Here is an 18198-nt window from a genome sequence, read left to right as displayed (position 1 = left end):
TCCTTCGGTTCAGCTGAAGGCGCAGGCGAAGTTGATGCTGTCGACCTCGCCGGTGTCGTCGCCGGTCGGCAGTTCGATGGCGATCAGGCTCTGCTCGGCGGCAGCCTCGGCGGTCGCCTCGGCGGTGGACTGGGCGTCGACGGCGGCCGCGGCGGCGGGGGTGGCGAGGGCGACGGCGGCGATGACGGCGAAGAACGGGTTGGTGGGCACAGTAAACCTCCGGTGAGGGGGATGAGGAGTCGCGAAGGTGAGGCGGTGCTAAAATCCAACTGACGTTCAAAATATCCTGAGCGAAGGACAGAAGTCAATCGTCGGGTTAGAATCAACCGTGGAACGTCGGTTGAATGGAGGTTTGCCGTGACTGAGCTGATGGGCAGCCGGATGATCGAGGACGTGGCCACGCTCAAGGCGCTGGCGGACCCCATCCGGATGCGGGTCCTGGAGCTGGCCATGTCGGAGCCGGAGCGGACCTGGACGGCGAAGGAGCTTGCCGGGATCGTCGGCGTCCCGCCGACGAAGATCTACTACCACCTCAACCAGCTGGAGCAGCACCAGCTGCTGCACATCCGGGATACCCGGGTGGTCAACGGCATCATCGAGAAGCAGTACGGCGCGGGCCAGCTCAACCTCACCTTCCACCGCCGCTCCGGTGACGAACCCGGCTCGGCCCAGGAGGTCGTCGCCCTGCTGCTCGACCAGACCCGGGACGAGATCGAGGCCGGACTCACCGCCGGCACGATCTCCGGCAGCAGCGACGCGCCGGACCCGCTGCGGATGGTGCTCAGCCGGGGCGTCGCCGAGATCCCGCAGCACCGGATCGCCGAGTTCCGCCAGGAGCTGCAGAGTCTGATGCGCCGCTTCGAGGAGGCCAGCGCGACTCGCGAGGGCTCCGCCGGCGGACACCGGTTCGCCATGCTGGTGGCGATGCACCCGGTCGGCTGACCGCCGCCCGGGTTACGTCACGATTCTGGACATCTGCCGCGAATGTATGGTGTCCCTGGTCTATCTGCGATGCAACGGTATTCCTGTGAGGAATAATTATTCCTCACAGGAATACCGCCAGGTGCTACTTGGTCTGCCCGTGCGCGCGTGACTCTACGTAGTAGTACGGTCAGCGGACCGCCACGCCGGCGGAGAAGGCGCCGCTGCGCAACTCCAGATGCTCCGGCATCAGCTCGCCGCTGACGGTGAACGCCAACGGCACCAGCAGCCGGGCACCGGCCGGGATCGGCGCGGCGAAGATGTCCCTACCGCCGTTCTCCTGCCGGGTCGCCGCCTCGTCCACCGCCACCCAGTCACCGGTCGGCAGGTAGGCCCGCTGCAGCGGCGCGTACCAGTACTGCTCCTCGTCGCTGCGGTTACGCAGACCCACCGTCGCCAGGCACCGCCGGTCCTGTCCACCGGCCGGTACGCAGGCCATCCGGAAGACGGTGAACTCGAAGGCGGTCTCGGTCAGCAGGACCCCGAACCCACCCGACTCGGTGCTGCCGATCCAGCCGCTGGGCACCTGGTTGGCCTGGTCCAGCACCTCCGAGCCGTACGTGGCCCCCCGGACCGCCGCCACCGCGAGCCCGGTGAACATCGCGATCAGCAGCCCGAACACCATCGGTGTCGACGGCCGCCAGCGGCGTGACGGCGATGGGGCCGGCGGCGGCGTGGACGGCAACCGGACCCGTCGACGGCCGGTGGTGACGACCCGACGCCGGTCCACCCGGTGCTCCTGCAGCCGCCGACGCCAGCCGTACCCGACCATCGCGACGACGACCAGCGCGCCCAGCCCGGCCAGCAGCGGCACCGACGGTCGCTGCCACCACGCACCGTCGGCGGCGGAGAGGCCGGCCGACGGCGTCCAGCGGGCCACCGCACAGTCGTACGGGCGTGCGGTGTCCCGCTGGTAGACGCAGACCGGGAAGTTCTGGGCCGCCCCGGTGCCGCCGGGCCGGAACGACGCGTTCACCGACTCGCCGCCGCTGGCCGGCAGACTCAGCTGCCAGGTGATCTCCGTACCGTCGGCGCGCCCGCCGGAGCCGACGGTGGCCACCGAGGTGCCGTCCGGCACCCCCAGGCGCACCGTGACGTCGACCGGGGCCACCGTACGGTTGATCGCCTCGACCTGGTAGGTCGGCGCGCTCTGGCCGACCTCGTTGATGGTCACCGCGACCAGCTCCGGATCCGGAGCCTGCGGGGTCGGCTGGGCCCACCCACCGCTCGGCGGACCGAGCACCACCCCACCGAGGGTCAACGCGGCGGTCAATGTACCGCCAGCGACCCCCCGTTGCCACCACGACATCAGCATCACGATCCCTGCCCCCGACCCGAACGGTAGGCGGCCACCGGCCACCTGGCCGAGAGAAGGGCGGATCCGCCACCGGATCCGGTGACCTGTGCTACGTTCGCGCCCCGCCGTGGTGACCGACCGTGGCGTTACGCCGGACGGGCGATAGATTGACCGGGTGCGTATCGCTCGTTTCGCCCATGACAAGGGCATGTCGTTCGGGATCGTCGAAGGTGAGCCGGGGGCCGGCCCACAGGCGCTGACGGTCGCCGAGGTCGAAGGCCACCCGTTCGGCAAGCTGACCTTCACGTCGCAGCGGTGGGCGCTGGCCGACGTGCGGCTGCTGTCGCCGATCCTGCCCAGCAAGGTGGTCTGTGTCGGACGCAACTACGCCGACCACGCCGCCGAGCACGGCGCCGAGGTGCCGGCCGAGCCGCTGCTGTTCCTCAAGCCGTCGACGTCGGTGATCGGCCCGCGCGACGCGATCCGGCTGCCGGCGCAGTCCCGGCAGGTGGAGCACGAGGCCGAGCTGGCGGTGGTGATCGGTGCGCCGGGGGCCCGCCGCGCGGACCGGGCGGCGGCCGAGCGGGCGATCTTCGGCTACACCTGCGCCAACGACGTCACCGCCCGCGATCTGCAACGGTCGGACGGGCAGTGGACCCGGGCCAAGGGCTTCGACTCGTTCTGCCCGCTCGGGCCGTGGATCGTCACCGGCCTGGACGTCGGCGACCTGGAGGTCCGCTGCGAGGTGGGCCGCGACCCGGAGCAGCTGGAGGTACGCCAGCTCGGCCGGACCAAGCAGATGGTCTTCGACGTGCCGACCCTGGTGTCGTACGTGTCACACGTGATGACGCTGCTGCCCGGCGACGTGATCCTGACCGGCACGCCGGCCGGGGTGAGCGAGCTGACCGCCGGAGACACCGTGTCGGTGCGTATCGAGGGGATCGGCGAGCTGGCCAACCCGGTCGTCGCCGGCGACTGAGGCAAACCGCTGCGGTAACCCGATTTGGCGCGCACCATGGGGTCAGGTAGAGTTCTGTCCCGGTGCGGCAAGCACCGATGGGGTATGGGGTAATTGGCAGCCCGACTGATTCTGGTTCAGTTAGTCTAGGTTCGAGTCCTGGTACCCCAGCAACCGTTGCCGGACAACCCGGATGGCATCGGAACGCTGGTCTCTGTTAGAGTTCGGCACCACGTCCGAAAGGGCGAGGCGGCAGGAAACGGAAGTTTCCCACCGCCAGGCAGTATCGGCAGTTGGCAACATCGTGGTTCTGGCCCCGTCGTCTAGCGGCCCAGGACGCCGCCCTCTCAAGGCGGTAGCGCCGGTTCGAATCCGGTCGGGGCTACAGTGCGCAGGCACCCTCACTTGCTGAGGGTGCCTTTTGCTTGCGCCCCCGTACTCTACCGACGATCTTGCAGTTATCGAGAGTATTTGCCCGAATTGTCCAACGATAAGTGCAAGATCGTCGGGGGGTCCGTGCTCAGAGGCCGGAGAGGCGCTGCCCGGCGCGGACGACAGCCATGGCGTGCCGTTCACCCGGTCGGCGGCCGAGCCGCTCGATCGGCCCGGAGACGCTCACCGAGGCGATCACCCGGCCGGTGCGGTCCCGGATGGGGGCGGAGACGCTGGCCACCCCGGCCTCGCGTTCGGCGACACTCTGCGCCCAGCCGCGTCGGCGCACCTCGGCCAGCGTACGGCCGGTGAACTTGCAGCGGGGCAGCAGCGGCATGACGGCCTCGGGGGGCTCCCAGGCCAGCAGGATCTGGGCGGCGGAGCCGGCCGTCATCGGCAGCACCGAGCCGACCGGCACGGTGTCCCGCAGCCCGCTGGCCCGTTCGGCGGCGGCCACGCAGATCCGCTCGTCGGCGCGGCGCAGGTAGAGCTGGGCGCTCTCGCCGGTGGCGTCGCGCAGCGCGGCCAGCAACGGCTCGGCGGCGGTCAGCAGCACGTCGGGCGCGGCGTTGGCCAGCTCACCCAGTCGCGGGCCGGGTCGCCAGCGCCCCTGGGTGTCCCGGACCAGCATCCGGTGGATCTCCAGTGCCTGGGCCAGCCGGTGCGCGGTGGCCCGGGGCAGCTTGGTCCGCTCGACGAGTTCGGCCAGGCTGGCGCCGTCCACGCAGGCCGCGAGGATGACCACCGCCTTGTCGAGAACGCCGACACCGCTCATACTGTGTCCCACAAGCCGAAACATACCTCCCAGAATTTAGGATGTCCAGATGGTGGGAGCCACTTCGAAGCCGACATCGCCCAGGACCCTGGCCGAGAAGGTCTGGGACGCGCACGTGGTGCGATCCGCCGCGGGCGAGCCGGATCTGCTGTACATCGACCTGCACCTGCTGCACGAGGTCACCAGCCCGCAGGCCTTCGACGGGCTACGGATGGCCGGCCGGCCGGTACGCCGTACCGACCTGACCCTGGCCACCGAGGACCACAACACCCCGACCGGGTACGCCGATCCGGCGTTCAACAGCCGACGCGGGGACCTGCTGACCATCAGCGACCCGACCTCGCGTACCCAGATCGAGACGCTGCGCCGCAACTGTGCCGAGTTCGGCGTCAAGCTGCACGCCCTCGGTGACGACAACCAGGGCATCGTGCACGTCATCGGCCCGCAGCTGGGCCTGACCCAGCCCGGCATGACGATCGTCTGTGGCGACTCGCACACCGCCACCCACGGCGCGTTCGGGGCGCTCGCCTTCGGCATCGGCACCAGTGAGGTCGAGCACGTGCTCGCCACCCAGACGCTGCCGCAGGCCCGGCCGAAGACGATGGCGGTCACCGTGACCGGCGAACTCGGCCCCGGCGTCACCGCCAAGGACCTGGTGCTGGCGCTGATCACCCAGGTCGGCACCGGCGGTGGCCGTGGTCACATCGTCGAGTACCGCGGCGAGGCGATCCGCAAGCTCTCCATGGAGGGCCGGATGACGGTGGCCAACATGTCGATCGAGTGGGGTGCCAAGGCCGGCATGGTCGCGCCGGACGAGACCACCTTCGCCTACCTCAAGGGCCGGCCGAACGCACCGCAGGGAGCCGACTGGGACGCCGCGGTGGCGTACTGGTCCAGTCTGGCCACCGACGAGGGCGCGACGTTCGACGCCGAGGTGGTCCTCGACGCCGCCGCGATCACCCCGTTCGTCACCTGGGGCACCAACCCGGGGCAGGGCGCGGCGCTCAGCGCCGCCGTGCCGGACCCGGAGCAGTTCGACACCGACGCCGAGCGGGTCGCCGCCCGACGCGCCCTGGAGTACATGGACCTGCGGCCCGGCACCGCGTTGCGCGACGTCGCCGTCGACGTGGTCTTCGTCGGTTCCTGCACCAACGGCCGGCTGGAGGACCTGCGGGCCGCCGCCGACGTACTGCGCGGACGCAAGGTCGCCGACGGCGTACGGATGCTCGTGGTGCCCGGGTCGGCGAAGGTCCGCGAGGCGGCCGAGAACGAAGGGCTGGACAAGGTCTTCGCCGACGCCGGTGCCGAGTGGCGCTTCGCCGGCTGCTCCATGTGCCTGGGGATGAACCCGGACACCCTCAAGCCGGGAGAGCGGTCCGCGTCCACCTCGAACCGCAACTTCGAGGGCCGGCAGGGCCGGGGCGGGCGTACCCACCTGGTGTCGCCGCCGGTGGCCGCCGCCACCGCCGTGGTGGGCCGGCTGGCCGCGCCGGCGGACCTCAACTGACCGGCGACCGACCGCACCGACCTAGACGGGATCACGACATGGACAAGTTCACCGTGCATACCGGGACTGCCGTCCCGCTTCGCCGATCCAATGTAGATACGGATCAGATCATCCCGGCCGTGTACCTCAAGCGGGTGACCCGGACCGGCTTCGCCGACGGGCTGTTCAATGCCTGGCGCGAGGACCCGGAATTCGTTCTGAACAATCCTTCGTATTCGGGGGCATCGGTTCTCGTCGCTGGACCCGAGTTTGGCACCGGGTCATCACGTGAACACGCCGTGTGGGCCCTGCGCGACTGGGGCTTCCGCGCCGTGCTGTCGCCGCGCTTCGGCGACATCTTCCGGGGCAACGCCCTCAAGGAAGGGCTCCTGCCGGTGGAGCTGGAAATGCCCGCCATTGAGGAATTGTGGGCGCTCGTCGAGGCGGACCCGACCGCCGAGGTCACCGTCGACCTGGGTGCCCGCGAGGTTCGGGCCGGGGGGTCCAGCTGGTCGTTCCCGATCGACGACTTCAGCCGCTGGCGGTTGATGGAAGGACTCGATGACATTGGACTGACCCTGCGTCACGAGTCCGACATCACCGAGTACGAGAAGCACCGGCTGCCCTTCAAACCGGTCGTCGCATAGCGCCGACGCCGCCTCGACAGGGCACATCCGAGCCCCTGTCGAGGCCATCGGCGAGACCCTGCCAAGGGCTTCCAGACGCCGATTCCGCCCCCATCCGATGGCCCACCAACCGTCCGGCTACTACCAACCGGCCGGACCGGGGCACCGGATGGGGGCGAATCCGTTACGACACAAGGACTTTTTTCCCGTAGATGTTTGTGTCCTGCCGGTACAGGGCATACCGTGCGCGCAGAATGGCTCGTTGAGTCCAGTTGCACTACGGGAGGGAACTCGTGAACAAGGCAGAGCTCATTGACGCGCTCGCGGCTCGCCTGGGGGACCGCAAGACGGCGACGACCGCGCTCGACGCCGTCCTGGCCGAGGTCCAGGCGGCAGTCACCAAGGGCGACCGGGTGGGCATCACCGGCTTCGGGGTGTTCGAGAAGCGCGTCCGGGCGGCACGAACAGCCCGCAACCCGCGTACCGGTGAGTCGGTGAAGGTCAAGAAGACCTCCGTGCCGGTCTTCCGGCCGGGCGCCGGCTTCAAGGAGATGGTGGCTGCCGGCAAGGCGCCCAAGGCCACCGCCGCCAGGTCCACCACGGCCAAGGCCACCACCGCGCGGGCCGGCGCGGCGAAGTCCACCAGCTCCGCCGCGAAGTCGACCGCCGCCAAGGCTCCCGCGAAGCGGGCCAGCACCGCCACCGCCAAGAAGACCACGGCGGCCAAGTCGACGCCGGCGAAGTCGACCGCGGCGAAGTCCACGGCGGCGAAGTCCACGGCGGCCAAGAAGACCGCGACGAAGTCGACCGCGACGAAGTCCACCGCCACCAAGTCGACGGCGGCGAAGTCGACGGCGGCCAAGAAGGCACCCGCCAAGAAGGCGCCGGCGAAGAAGTCGACGCCCCGCAAAACCACCCGCTGACGCCACCGGCCGCACCGGCCGGACACCGTCGGGACGAAGGCGCCCGCCACGGCAACGTGGTGGGCGCCTTCGCGCGTACCGGGCGGGCCTCGGCCGCGCCACCGCGTCTACAGTTGGTCCGCGCCGACCAACCGGTCCCCGGCGAACGACAGCAGCCATCCGCCGCCCTTCGCCGTCCGGTAGTCCGCCGAGGCCCGCCGGCTCAGCATGGTCAGCGCCGCCGGGATCACCGTGCCCTGGCTGCAGACCGCCGCCGCCGTACCGGCCGTCGCCAGCTCGGTCAGCCGCCCGGCGGCCGCCAACGCGACCTCCGCCCGGTCCTGGCCGGCGGCCGGCTCGTCGAAGACACCGTCCACCTCGACCGGCAGGTCCAGGGCCGCCGCCAGCGGAGCCACCGTCTGTACGCAGCGCCGTGGTGAGGCCGACAGCACCCGGTCCGGTCGGGTCAACGCCAGCAGCGCGGCCAACGCCTGCGCCTGGCGCAACCCGGCGGTGTCCAACGGCCGCGCACTGTCCGGACCCGACCAGGTGTCCCGGCTGCCGGCATGCCCGTGCCGCACCAACGTCAGCGTCACGCTCACCGGCGGCAGGTCGGCGAAGCCGCGCAGCACCCCCACGTCGTGCCGGTACGTCAGCCGCTGCTGGGCCTGCCGCAGCGGCAGCCAGCAGACCTCGTCCACCTCGTCGGCCGCCTCGTCCGGCACCGGCCCGGGCGGCTCATCGACCGCCCGCATCGACCAGTAGTCGACCTCCTTGGTGTTGCCGTCGGGCATCGTGTACCGGATCGACGGCAGCCGCACCTGCGGCACCGCCCGGATCCCGGTCTCCTCACCGACCTCCCGCACCGCCGCCGCCAACGGATGCTCCGCCGGCTCCAGCTTGCCCTTCGGCAACGACCAGTCGTCGTGCCGGGGCCGGTGCACCAGACACACCTCGACCGCCCCGGTGTCGTCGGTGCGCCACACCACGCCGCCGGCGGCGCGGACCTCGGTCACGGCAGCCATTTCGTCCGCCCCGGCGTCGACGCACGGTCCCAGGCATCGGCGAAGTCGGCCCGGGCCGCCCGGACTGCGGTCCGTTCCCGCTCCACCAGCCGGCCCGCCGTCACCGCCAACTCGTGGTCGTCGGGATGGTCGGCGGCGATCTGCTGCCAGGTGTCGGCGGCGACCGCCGCGTCCTGGTGCTCGCCGAGCAGGTTCTGCACCTTCGACAACGCCTTCGCCAGCTTCGCGGCACCACCGCCGACGACCGGCGCGACCGCGTCCACCGCGTACCGGGCCTTCTTGCCGTTGATCCGCACCGCGTGCCAGCGCTCGTCGGGGGCGTCCAACGTCAGGTCGGCGGCACCGTCGACGCCGCTGCCGCCGTACGCCAGCCGTCGCCACGGCCTGGCGACCAGTCGGGGCAGCACCTGCGTGGCCGGCCCGGCCGCCGCCCGGGTCAGTTGCGGCTCCCGGGCCGCCTGCACCAGCATCTCCACCAGGGCAACGTACCGGTCGGAGCGCATGGCCGCGTCCACCTCGGCCAGTGCCGCCTCGTGCCGGGCGGCCAGCGCCGTGTCGATGCGACCCACCGCCGCGTCCGGCAGCGGCGCCAACGGATCCGTCGTGGCGGTCCGCCGGAGCCGTTCCCGCAGCACCTCGGCGTCGCGGGCACCGCCGAGCACCCCGGCGATCCACTTCAGCTCCTCGCGCAGCGTGCCGGCCCAGTCGGCGTCGACCAGCGCCCGGAAGGTCCGCAGGTCGCTGCGCAGCCGTCGGCAGCCCACCCGCATCTGGTGCACGGCGGTGTCGTCGTCGCCGACCGGGGCGTGCAGCCGCACCAACGCCTCGTGCGTCAGGATCCGGGTGATGTCGTCGCGGACGGCACGGGTCACCACGTCGGCGGCGGTCGGCTCGGCCGGCAGGTCGTCGACCGGGGGCAGGTCCGCCGGCCCGGCGGCGGCAGCGCCCAACGCCCGTACATGCTTGGGGGTGAAGCCGCCGGCGGTCGCACCGGCCGCGACCAGGGCGGCCTCGACCCGGTCCAGCAGTTGCCGGTCGCCAGTCTTGAACTCCACCTCGACCTCGCGGAACGTCGAGCGGACCGTCTTGCCGTCCAGCACCGACACCGCGTCGTCGGCCAGCTCCACCAGCAGCGCGTCGTCGGCGTCGCGGACCTCCAGCACCGTGCGGACGGTGCGCACCGTCGCGGCCGGGGTCAGTTCGGCCCCCCGCGAGTACGCGGTGACCAGCCAGACCAGCTCCGTCGGCGGGGTACGGCGTTTGCCGGTCCGGCTGATCTCGTGCCGTACGCCGGGTGCGTCGGCCGGCAGCTTCACCGTCCACGGCTCGGTGTCGCCGACACGGTGCCGCAGCGACACCCCGGCGCGGGCCAGCCGCAGGTCCGGGGTGTCGTAGTAGGTGGCGGTCAGCTCCACCGCCGGCAGCTCCACCAGCCGCCCGCCGTCGGGCAGGTAGCCGGACAGGTCCGGTACGGCGAAACCGGGGTCGACCTCGTACTTGCGTTCCTCCTCCACCATCGGGCCAGCCTAGCGCCGTCGGCTGACCGGGACCGTCGCCGAACAGTCCGTACCCGATCTGCTACTTGGCGGCGCCGACGAACCGGCGCAGCAGGCGTTCCTGCAGGTGGACCAGGGGTCGCCCGTCGGTGGAGTGGTGCCGGGTCCAGGTGCCGTCGGGGTGCAGCTCGAACGATTCGCACTCGGGGTCGAACGACTCGGCGAGCACCCGCTCCAACTCGGCGCGGGCCACCGGGTCGGTCACCTGCACCAGCGCCTCGACCCGCCGGTCCAGGTTGCGGTGCATCAGGTCCGACGAGCCCATCCAGAACTCGGCGTCGCCGTCGTTGCCGAACCGGAAGACCCGGGAATGCTCCAGGAACCGGCCGAGGATCGACCGTACCCGGATGTTGTCCGACAGCCCCGGCACCCCGGGCCGCAGCGTGCACATCCCCCGGATCAGCAGGTCGACCTGTACGCCGGCCTGCGAGGCCCGGTACAGCGCATCCACCATCTCCTCGTCGACCAGCGAGTTCACCTTGAACTGCACCAGCCCGGGGCGGCCGGCCCGTACGTGGGCGACCTCGCGTTCGATGCGTTCGATCAGCCCGCTGCGCACGCCGTGCGGGGCGACCAGCAGCCGCCGGTACGCGGTCTGCCGGCTGTAGCCGGTCAGCACGTTGAACAGGTCGGTCAGGTCGGCGCCGACCTCCGGGTCGGCGGTCAGCATGCCGAAGTCCTCGTACAGCCGGGCTGTCTTCGGGTGGTAGTTGCCGGTGCCGATGTGGCAGTAGCGGCGGATCTGGTTGCCTTCCTGCCGGACCACCAGGGCTGTCTTGCAGTGGGTTTTCAGCCCGACGAGGCCGTACACGACGTGGCAGCCGGCGCGTTCCAGCATCCGTGCCCAGCCGATGTTGGCCTGTTCGTCGAAGCGGGCCTTCACCTCGACGAGCACCACGACCTGCTTGCCGGCGGCGGCCGCCTCGATCAGCGCGTCGACGATGGGGGAGTCGCCGCTGGTGCGGTACAGCGTCTGCTTGATCGCCAGGACGAGAGGGTCGGCGGCGGCCTGCTCGATGAAGCGTTGCACGCTGGTGGAGAACGAGTGGTACGGGTGGTGCACCAGGATGTCGCCGTCGCGCAGCGTGGCGAAGACGCTGCGCGGCACCTCGCCCTCGACCAGCCGGGGATGGGTGGCCGGCACGAACGGCCGGTCCTTCAGGTCGGGTCGGTCGGAGCTCTCGTACACCTGCCACAGCGCGGACAGGTCCAGCAGGCCGGGCACCCGCAGTACGTCGTGGCTGTCCATGTCCAGCTCGCGTACCAGCAGGTCGAGCATGTGGTCGGAGATGGAGGCGGCGACCTCCAGGCGTACCGGCGGGCCGAACCGGCGGCGGGCCAGTTCCCGTTCCAGCGACTGCAGCAGGTCCTCGTCGCGGTCCTCGTCGACTTCGAAGTCGGCGTTGCGGGTGACCCGGAACAGGTGGCACTCGACGACCTGCATGCCGGAGAAGAGCTGCCCGAGCTGGGCGGCGATCAGGTCCTCCACCGGCAGGAACCGGCCGCCCTGACCTTCCTGGCTGACCACCACGAACCGGGGCACGTTGTTGGGCACCTTGACCCGGGCGAACAGCTCCGGGCCGCCGTCGGGGTCGCGGACCGCGACGGCCAGGTTCAGCGACCGGCTGGAGATGTACGGGAACGGGTGCGCCGGGTCGACGGCGAGCGGGGTCAGCACCGGGAAGATGTGTTCCCGGAAGTAGGTGCGCAGCCCTTCCCGTTCCCCGGCGGTGAGGTCGTTCCAGCGGATCAGGTGGATGCCTTCGGCGGCCAGCTGGGGCCGTACCTCGTCGGTGAAGCAGCGGGCGTGCCGGGCGACCAGCCCGGCGGTCTTGACGGCGATCAGCTCCAGCTGGGTACGCAGCGGCAGCCGGTCGCCGCCGCGTACCGGCAGGCCGGCCTGCAGCCGGCGCTTGAGCCCGGCGATGCGAACCATGAAGAACTCGTCGAGGTTGCTGGCGAAGATCGCCAGGAACTTGGCCCGCTCCAGCAGCGGTGTCTGCGGGTCCTCGGCCAGCTCCAGCACCCGGGAGTTGAAGTCGAGCCAGGACAGCTCCCGGTTGAGGAACCGGTCGCTCGGCAACGGGTCCGCCTCGGCCGCACCGTTGGGCGTGCTGGTGTCGTCGGCCGGCATGGTGGCGGTCTCCACCGGCTCCACGGCCGCGTCCAGTGGCTCGGCGCCGTCGGCGACGGGGGTGACGCCGTCGTCCACCGGCTCGACGGTCCCGTCCGCCGGCTCGACGGCGGGCGACGGCTCCGGCGTCGGATCGGCCGCCGGCGTCGGCTCCGGCGACCTGGCCGGCTCCGCCGCTGGCGTCGGATCGGCGCTGGTCGACGTGCGGCCGGTACCGTTCGCCGTACGGCGTCGGCTCGGCCGGGTCGACCTGGTCTGCGGCGGTGTGGCCGCGTCGGCGTCGGCGGGCTGGTCTGCGGCGGCGCGGCGCGGACGGGCGGCGGCGCGCCTGGAGGGGGCGGGCGTCACCAGGTAATCATGACCTGATCACGATGAACGCGGTATGAATTTGCCCCGGGTTGGGTCAGTCAAATGTGGGCAACGTGACGCGGTTAACGCGTCCTGTCCCGTCCTGCTCGATGCGTACCCGTTGTCCCAGTCGTAGCAGCCGCAACCCGGAGGCGTCGAACGCCGCCGCCGGGAAGGTCAGCTCGCTGCCGTCGTCGAGCAGCACCGTACCGCTGCGGGTCGCCGCATCGAAGGTCGCCACCGTGCCCTGCACGTCAGATCACCGTCCCCGGCATGTCAGCCCACCGTTTCGGGGCGCCTGCCAGCACGGTACCCGGCCCGGCACAGCGCGGCGGTGTGCCGGCCCAGGCCGAGCCGGGCCGCGTCGGCGAGGCCGTCGGCGGTGTCCACGTCGCGGCGCAGCGTGGGCCAGGCAGCCCCGCCGGTGCCGCTGGTGCCGGTGTCCCCGGTGTCCCCGGTGCCGCCGATGCGGCGGGCCCCGGACGCGGCGTGCCGGTCGGCTGAGCCGGGGCCGAAGCGGGGGTGCAGCGTGGCGGCGTCGGCGGCGGCGAGCAGCACCGTACCGGTGCCGTCGGCGTCGGGCACGAACCACCGGCCGACCGCCGCGGGCTGCCCGGTGTCCGCCGGCTGCCGCGCCGCGGCGGGCGACGTCGCGGCCCGCAGCGCGGCGGCAAGCTCCGCCGGGCGCAGCGCCGGCAGGTCGGCGGTGAGTGCGGCCACCGGCCGGCCGGCCGGGACGGTCGCCGCGCCGTGGGTCAGCGCGGCGTTGAGACCACCAGGGTCGGGTTCGGCGACGGTACGCGCCCCGAGCGCCGCCAGGGCGGCGGCAGCCACCGGATCGGCGGTCACCACCACCGCCTCGGCGACCACCGGGCAGGCCAGCACCGCCGCGACGGTGTCCAGCGCCAACGCCAGGGCCAGCTCCTCATGCGGTACGCCGGTCAGCGCCCCGCGCAGCCGGCTCTTGGCTGCGGCGAGCCGTTTCACCGGCAGCACCACCGACCAGGTCGCCTCCTGCACGGGTTCCATCCTGCCGGCTGGGCTCGTGTTGGCTCTGGCCGGGTCCGACAAGGCATGATTCGCTGCAACGATCGGCACGGGCGGCGGTCGGGTGGCAGGCGAGCGGGCGGGCACGAGGAGGCAACGGGTGGCGCGGCGGAAACTGGGCTTCTGGCGACGTTTCGTCGTGATGGTGATCAAACCGACGTTGACCATCTGGACCAGGCGGGACTGGTCCGGGATGGAGCACATCCCCCGTACCGGTGGGGTGATCATCGTCGCCAACCACATGTCGCACGCCGACCCGATGGCCATCGCGCACTTCGTCTACGACGCCGGCCGGTGGCCGCGGTTCCTCGGCAAGTCCAGCCTCTTCGCCATCCCGGTGGTCGGCCCCTGGCTGCTCAAGGTCCGGCAGATCCCGGTGCACCGGGGCAGCGTCGACGCGATCAAGTCGCTGGAGGCGGCGATCGACGGCGTCAACGAGGGCGGTGCCGTGGTCATCTACCCGGAGGGCACCACGTCGCGGGAGCCGGACCTGTGGCCGATGCGCGGCAAGACCGGCGCGGCCCGGCTCGCCCTGACCACCGGGGCACCGGTGGTGCCGGTGGCGATGTGGGGTCCGCAGAACATGTACGACCCACGGACCAGGAAGCTCAACCTGTTGCCGCGCCGGCCGGTCACCCTGCGGGCCGCCAAACCGATCGACCTCAGTCGTTGGATGGGTGCCGAACCCACCCGGGCGGTGCTGGAGGAGATGACCGAAACGATCATGCTGCGGCTGCGCGACATGGTCGCCGAGCTGCGCGGCGCCGAAGCACCACCGCTGTACACACCGGTGGTCCGCCGCAACGGCCGGACCGTCAAGGCACCGGACTCGACCGCCCCGGAGCCGGGTCAGTGACCCGCCGGGCCGTCGTCCTCGGTGCCGGCTCCTGGGGCACCGCGTTCGCCAAGGTCCTCGCCGACGCCGGCTCGGACGTCGTCGTCTGGGCCCGCCGCGAAAAGGTCGCCGCCGCGATCCGCGAGTACGGCACCAACCCCGACTACCTGCCGGCGGTACGGCTACCCGAACGGGTCACCGCCACCAGCGACGCCGCCGAGGCGATCAAGGGTGCGGACCTGGTCGTGCTCGCCGTACCGTCGCAGACCCTGCGCGGCAACCTGGGCGACTGGGCCGCGCACATCGGCCCCGACGCGACCCTGATCAGCCTGATGAAGGGCATCGAACTCGGCACCACCAAGCGGATGAGCGAGGTGATCGTCGAGACCGCCGGGGTGAGCGACGACCGGGTCGTCGTCGTCTCCGGCCCCAACCTGGCCGCCGAGATCGCCGCCGAACAGCCGGCCGCCAGCGTCGTCGCCGGCACCGACGCCGACCGCACCGCCGCCGTGCAGCAGGCCATGCTCACCGCCTACGTGCGGCCCTACACCAACGACGACGTGATCGGCTGCGAACTCGGCGGGGCGGTCAAGAACGTGATCGCTCTGGCGTACGGCATCGCCACCGCGATGCGCCTCGGCGACAACACCAAGGCCACCCTGATCACCCGAGGGCTGGCCGAGACAGCCCGGCTCGGCGTGGCGCTCGGTGCCGACCCGTTGACCTTCGCCGGCCTGGCCGGCCTCGGTGACCTGGTCGCCACCTGCTCGTCGCCGCTGTCCCGCAACCGGACCTTCGGCGAACACCTGGGCCGGGGGGAGACCCTGGAACAGGCGCAGGCCGCCACCCGGCAGACCGCCGAAGGGGTCAAGAGCTGCCTGTCCATCCGGGACCTGGCCCGCGCCCACGGGGTGGAGATGCCGATCACCGAACAGGTGGAACGGATCTGCCACGAGGGCCTGGACCCGCGTACCGCGTTGACGCTGCTGATGACGCGGGCCACGAAACCGGAATAGGCCCTGCCGCCGGCCGGCGACCTTGGCCAGGATGAAGGCCATGAACGCTACCTCCCGCGACCCGGGGTACGGCGACGGCATCCGGTACGGCGACGGCACCCGGTGCGTCAGCGCCGGGCTGCCCGAGCCGACGCCCGGCCAGCCGTTCCTGCCCGGCCCGGTGTTCGCCGCCCCGTACCACCTGGACCCGGTGACCGGGCCGGCACCGGACCGCGACGGCTACGCCCGGGAGACCAACCCGACCCGGCGGGCGCTGGAAACCGCCATCGGGGACCTGGAAGGCGGTGACACCCTCGTCTTCGCCAGCGGCCAGGCGGCGATCACCGCACTGCTGCTGACCACGCTGCGCCCCGGCGACACGGTGCTGCTGCCCGCCGACGGCTACTTCACCGTACGGGCGTTGGTCGCCACGGTGCTGGAACCGCTCGGCGTCACCGTACGGTTGGTGCCGACCGCCGGGCCGTACCCGGACTTCGCCGGGGTGCGGCTGGTGCTGCTGGAAACCCCAGCCAATCCGGGGCTGGACGTCTGCGACGTAGCGACGCTCGCGGCGGCGGCCCACGCCGCCGGCGCGCTGGTCGCGGTCGACAACAGCGCCGCCACCCCGCTCGGGCAGCGGCCACTGGACCTCGGCGCGGACGTCGTGGTCGCCTCCGGCACCAAGGCGCTGACCGGCCACTCCGATCTGCTGCTCGGCTACCTGGCCACCGGATCGGCGCAGCTGCTGTCGGCGGTGACGACGTGGCGCAAGCTGACCGGCAGCGTGCCGGGCCCGTTCGACTGCTGGCTCGCTCACCGGTCACTGGCCACCCTGGACCTGCGGCTGGCCCGCCAGTCGGCCAACGCGCAAGCGGTCGCCGCCGCGCTGGTCGGGCGCCGTGACGTCACCGGCGTACGTTGGCCCGGCCTGCCGACCGACCCGTCGTACGCGGTCGCGGCGGCCCAGATGCGCCGCATTCCGGGGATCGTGTCGTTCGATCTTGGCGACGCCGACCGGGTCGGCCGGTTCCTGACCGCGTCGACACTGGTCTCAGCGGCCACGTCGTTCGGCGGGCTGCACACGGCGGCCGACCGGCGGGCCCAGTGGGGTGACGACACCTCGCCGGGCTTCGTCCGCCTCTCCTGCGGCATCGAAGACACTGTGGACCTGGTCGCTGACATCACCGCCGCCGTGGACGTCAGCTGACAGACTGACCACGTGGGAGCCAGCGCGTGGGAAGCGGGACCTGAGTGACGGGGCAGGAGCCGGGTGGTGGTCCGCCGTCGGGCTACCGGCGGCTGGTGGTCTACCGGCTGAGTGTCTGGTTCCTGCGCTTGGCGGCGGTGGCGTTGCCCTGCTCCTTCATCTGGCCGCAGGTCTGGTTCGTGTTGCCGATCGTCATCGTGTTCGGGCTGATCGTGACGTTGCCGCTGCGCTACCTGGCCCACTTCGAGTGGAGGATGCCGATGCTCGACCTCGATGCGTCAGTGCTCAAGGACGCACTGGACATCCGATACTGGTGAGATCTGGGACAGGGGTGCGGTCATGTCGAGCCTGTTGGTGGTAGCCACACTGCTCCTGGCGGGTAGCTTCATCGGGATGGGCCTCGTGGTCATCTTGACCGGCGGCGTGCCAGTGCTGGCTGGCTTTCGGCGCCGAGATCTCGGATTGATGTACCTCCTTCCGGGGCTAGGAATCGTCCTGCTGCACGCCGCGAGGTTCGTAGATGGCGCTGTGGCGGTCCTCTTCTTCCTCGCTGGGCTTGGGTTAGTCATCTGCGGCGGCACGTTGGCGGTTTACTGCTCATGGCTGGCCTGGGGCAAGGGCCGGCGAGAAGATTCCCGTGCTCCCGCGTCGGATGGGGCGGAGGCCTCTGGGTCTTGGTAGGAAGGTGCCGCCACCCTATGCAGACTTGATACGTATCTATAGTGGATTTAGGGATCGTGCTGTACTTCTATCCTGTCGAGGGTGGGTGAGTTGATGGTTAACACACAATCGGATCGAGGCTCGATGGTGCGTCACCGCCATTGGAAGAAGTTGGTATTGGCGCTTGGGGCGGCGGTTGTTCTTGGTTGTGCATCCCTCGTCTTAGGATTCTTCGCCTTTCTCGCCGAACGATCGCTAGACGACTCTGACTTCGAAGTGCCGCCATCTGGTCTGCCACACCTCTCCGAGCGTGCATGGTATGTCACTACGGAGCAGGTTGATCAATCGTCATTTGTTCGGATCTGGCAGGCCAGCGACACCGATGGGGGCGTTGACAACTACTTTCAGGAAGTCGGCAGACATCGGAACGTCCCATTCGCTGTTTGGCAATTCCAGTCGTCCGTGAGAATGAATTTTGAAAGAAGATTCTCGGGAAGGGTTCTCGATGTTCCAAATCCGCCGAACCTGAATGCCGATGCTGCCGACTCATTTTGTGTCGATATTGATTCCAAATTTCTTACATCTGGTGAGTGTGCAATCTGGGTTTACTGGGCGAGATACGGGGATCTTGTTCTGAGAGTCCAGGTCAGCGAGGCAAGAATTACTGAGGGCGAGTTCTTGGATATCGTGGCCAGCGTCGATGATCAACTTGGACCGGAATGATCGATTCGTGAAGTGATTTCACTGTTCCACGACACGGTGCGGCTGCGGCTATGCCACCACGCCGAGCAGTGCGGTTGTCCGTATCTCGGGTGGCCGGGGTCGCGATCTCGCCGGGGTGCTCTATAGATAGGGGAGTTGTTGTACGGGTGATTTGGCTTGCGGCGGCATTTCCTTTCTTAGCTCTTGCTTTGGCGCCAATAGTTCTTTATCG

General features: G+C 70.6%; 18 protein-coding genes and 2 tRNA genes. 12 read left to right on the top strand and 8 right to left on the bottom strand.

From position 1 onward, the window contains the following. Positions 1-9: 9 nt before the first annotated feature. Positions 10-210: a hypothetical protein gene (locus O7608_RS27140; protein ID WP_289207256.1), complete on the bottom strand. Its 201-nt coding sequence runs from the start codon at positions 208-210 to the stop codon at positions 10-12. Between the two features lie 147 nt (positions 211-357). Here O7608_RS27140 and O7608_RS27135 point away from each other — a divergent pair, with 147 nt between their 5' ends. After that, positions 358-942 (top strand): winged helix-turn-helix domain-containing protein, encoded by a 585-nt coding sequence (locus O7608_RS27135; RefSeq protein ID WP_289207255.1) that lies wholly within the window; start codon positions 358-360, stop codon positions 940-942. A gap of 169 nt (positions 943-1111) precedes the next feature. On the opposite strand, the gene O7608_RS27130 is transcribed toward O7608_RS27135, so the two are convergent. Next, positions 1112-2296: a hypothetical protein gene (locus O7608_RS27130; protein ID WP_289207254.1), complete on the bottom strand. Its 1185-nt coding sequence runs from the start codon at positions 2294-2296 to the stop codon at positions 1112-1114. A 157-nt stretch (positions 2297-2453) separates the two neighbouring features. On the opposite strand from O7608_RS27130, the gene O7608_RS27125 reads away from it, so the two are divergent. From O7608_RS27125 to O7608_RS27115, 3 genes are all read left to right on the top strand, one after another. Next, positions 2454-3257, top strand: coding sequence for a fumarylacetoacetate hydrolase family protein (locus O7608_RS27125; protein WP_289207253.1), 804 nt, complete (start codon positions 2454-2456; stop codon positions 3255-3257). Between the two features lie 78 nt (positions 3258-3335). Beyond that, positions 3336-3407 (top strand) — tRNA-Gln (locus O7608_RS27120). 141 nt (positions 3408-3548) lie between these two features. After that, positions 3549-3621, top strand: a tRNA-Glu gene (locus tag O7608_RS27115). Positions 3622-3756: 135 nt separating this feature from the next. Here the strand turns inward: O7608_RS27115 and O7608_RS27110 are convergent. After that, positions 3757-4443 (bottom strand): IclR family transcriptional regulator, encoded by a 687-nt coding sequence (locus tag O7608_RS27110; protein WP_278117622.1) that lies wholly within the window; start codon positions 4441-4443, stop codon positions 3757-3759. A gap of 49 nt (positions 4444-4492) precedes the next feature. Between O7608_RS27110 and leuC the strand changes: the two genes are divergently transcribed. From leuC to O7608_RS27095, 3 genes are all read left to right on the top strand, one after another. Then, the gene (gene leuC / locus O7608_RS27105; RefSeq protein ID WP_282226158.1) at positions 4493-5950 is read left to right on the top strand and encodes a 3-isopropylmalate dehydratase large subunit; all 1458 of its coding nucleotides are present in this window, start codon (positions 4493-4495) and stop codon (positions 5948-5950) included. Positions 5951-5988: 38 nt separating this feature from the next. Beyond that, positions 5989-6576, top strand: a complete 588-nt coding sequence (gene leuD / locus O7608_RS27100; protein ID WP_282226159.1) for a 3-isopropylmalate dehydratase small subunit — start codon at positions 5989-5991, stop codon at positions 6574-6576. Positions 6577-6848: 272 nt separating this feature from the next. Continuing rightward, positions 6849-7478, top strand: a complete 630-nt coding sequence (locus O7608_RS27095) for an HU family DNA-binding protein (RefSeq protein ID WP_289207252.1) — start codon at positions 6849-6851, stop codon at positions 7476-7478. Between the two features lie 107 nt (positions 7479-7585). Here O7608_RS27095 and O7608_RS27090 read toward each other — a convergent pair whose 3' ends face one another. The 5 genes from O7608_RS27090 to cofC all read right to left on the bottom strand — a co-directional run bounded on the left by O7608_RS27090 (position 7586) and on the right by cofC (position 13540). Then, positions 7586-8482, bottom strand: a complete 897-nt coding sequence (locus tag O7608_RS27090; RefSeq protein ID WP_289207251.1) for an NUDIX domain-containing protein — start codon at positions 8480-8482, stop codon at positions 7586-7588. Further along, a complete protein-coding gene (locus O7608_RS27085) occupies positions 8470-9999 on the bottom strand; it encodes a CYTH and CHAD domain-containing protein (RefSeq protein WP_289207250.1) in 1530 nt (509 codons plus the stop codon). The genes O7608_RS27090 and O7608_RS27085 overlap by 13 nt, the downstream gene beginning before the upstream one ends. A 61-nt stretch (positions 10000-10060) precedes the next feature. After that, positions 10061-12187: an RNA degradosome polyphosphate kinase gene (locus O7608_RS27080; protein ID WP_421361299.1), complete on the bottom strand. Its 2127-nt coding sequence runs from the start codon at positions 12185-12187 to the stop codon at positions 10061-10063. Positions 12188-12575: 388 nt separating this feature from the next. Next, entirely contained in the window at positions 12576-12773 is a 198-nt protein-coding gene (locus O7608_RS27075; RefSeq protein WP_289207249.1) for a cold-shock protein, read from the bottom strand. Positions 12774-12796: 23 nt separating this feature from the next. Then, positions 12797-13540: a 2-phospho-L-lactate guanylyltransferase gene (gene cofC / locus O7608_RS27070; RefSeq protein ID WP_289207248.1), complete on the bottom strand. Its 744-nt coding sequence runs from the start codon at positions 13538-13540 to the stop codon at positions 12797-12799. Positions 13541-13667: 127 nt separating this feature from the next. Between cofC and O7608_RS27065 the strand changes: the two genes are divergently transcribed. The 5 genes from O7608_RS27065 (at position 13668) to O7608_RS27045 (ending at position 17987) form a co-directional block, all read left to right on the top strand. Beyond that, entirely contained in the window at positions 13668-14423 is a 756-nt protein-coding gene (locus tag O7608_RS27065; RefSeq protein WP_289207247.1) for a lysophospholipid acyltransferase family protein, read from the top strand. Continuing rightward, on the top strand, positions 14420-15418 hold the full coding sequence (locus O7608_RS27060; protein WP_289207246.1) for an NAD(P)H-dependent glycerol-3-phosphate dehydrogenase: 999 nt from the start codon (positions 14420-14422) through the stop codon (positions 15416-15418). Before O7608_RS27065 ends, O7608_RS27060 begins: the two co-directional genes overlap by 4 nt. A gap of 40 nt (positions 15419-15458) precedes the next feature. Beyond that, positions 15459-16604, top strand: a complete 1146-nt coding sequence (locus O7608_RS27055) for a cystathionine gamma-lyase (RefSeq protein WP_289207245.1) — start codon at positions 15459-15461, stop codon at positions 16602-16604. Positions 16605-16648: 44 nt separating this feature from the next. Continuing rightward, positions 16649-16921, top strand: a complete 273-nt coding sequence (locus O7608_RS27050) for a hypothetical protein (protein ID WP_289207244.1) — start codon at positions 16649-16651, stop codon at positions 16919-16921. A gap of 445 nt (positions 16922-17366) precedes the next feature. Then, positions 17367-17987: a hypothetical protein gene (locus tag O7608_RS27045; RefSeq protein ID WP_289207243.1), complete on the top strand. Its 621-nt coding sequence runs from the start codon at positions 17367-17369 to the stop codon at positions 17985-17987. Positions 17988-18198 lie beyond the last annotated feature (211 nt).

The sequence above is a fragment of the Solwaraspora sp. WMMA2056 genome (assembly GCF_030345095.1).
Classification (GTDB): domain Bacteria; phylum Actinomycetota; class Actinomycetes; order Mycobacteriales; family Micromonosporaceae; genus Micromonospora_E.
The sequence above is the reverse complement of the archived record's forward strand: the minus strand, read 5'-3'. Positions and strand labels throughout refer to the sequence as shown.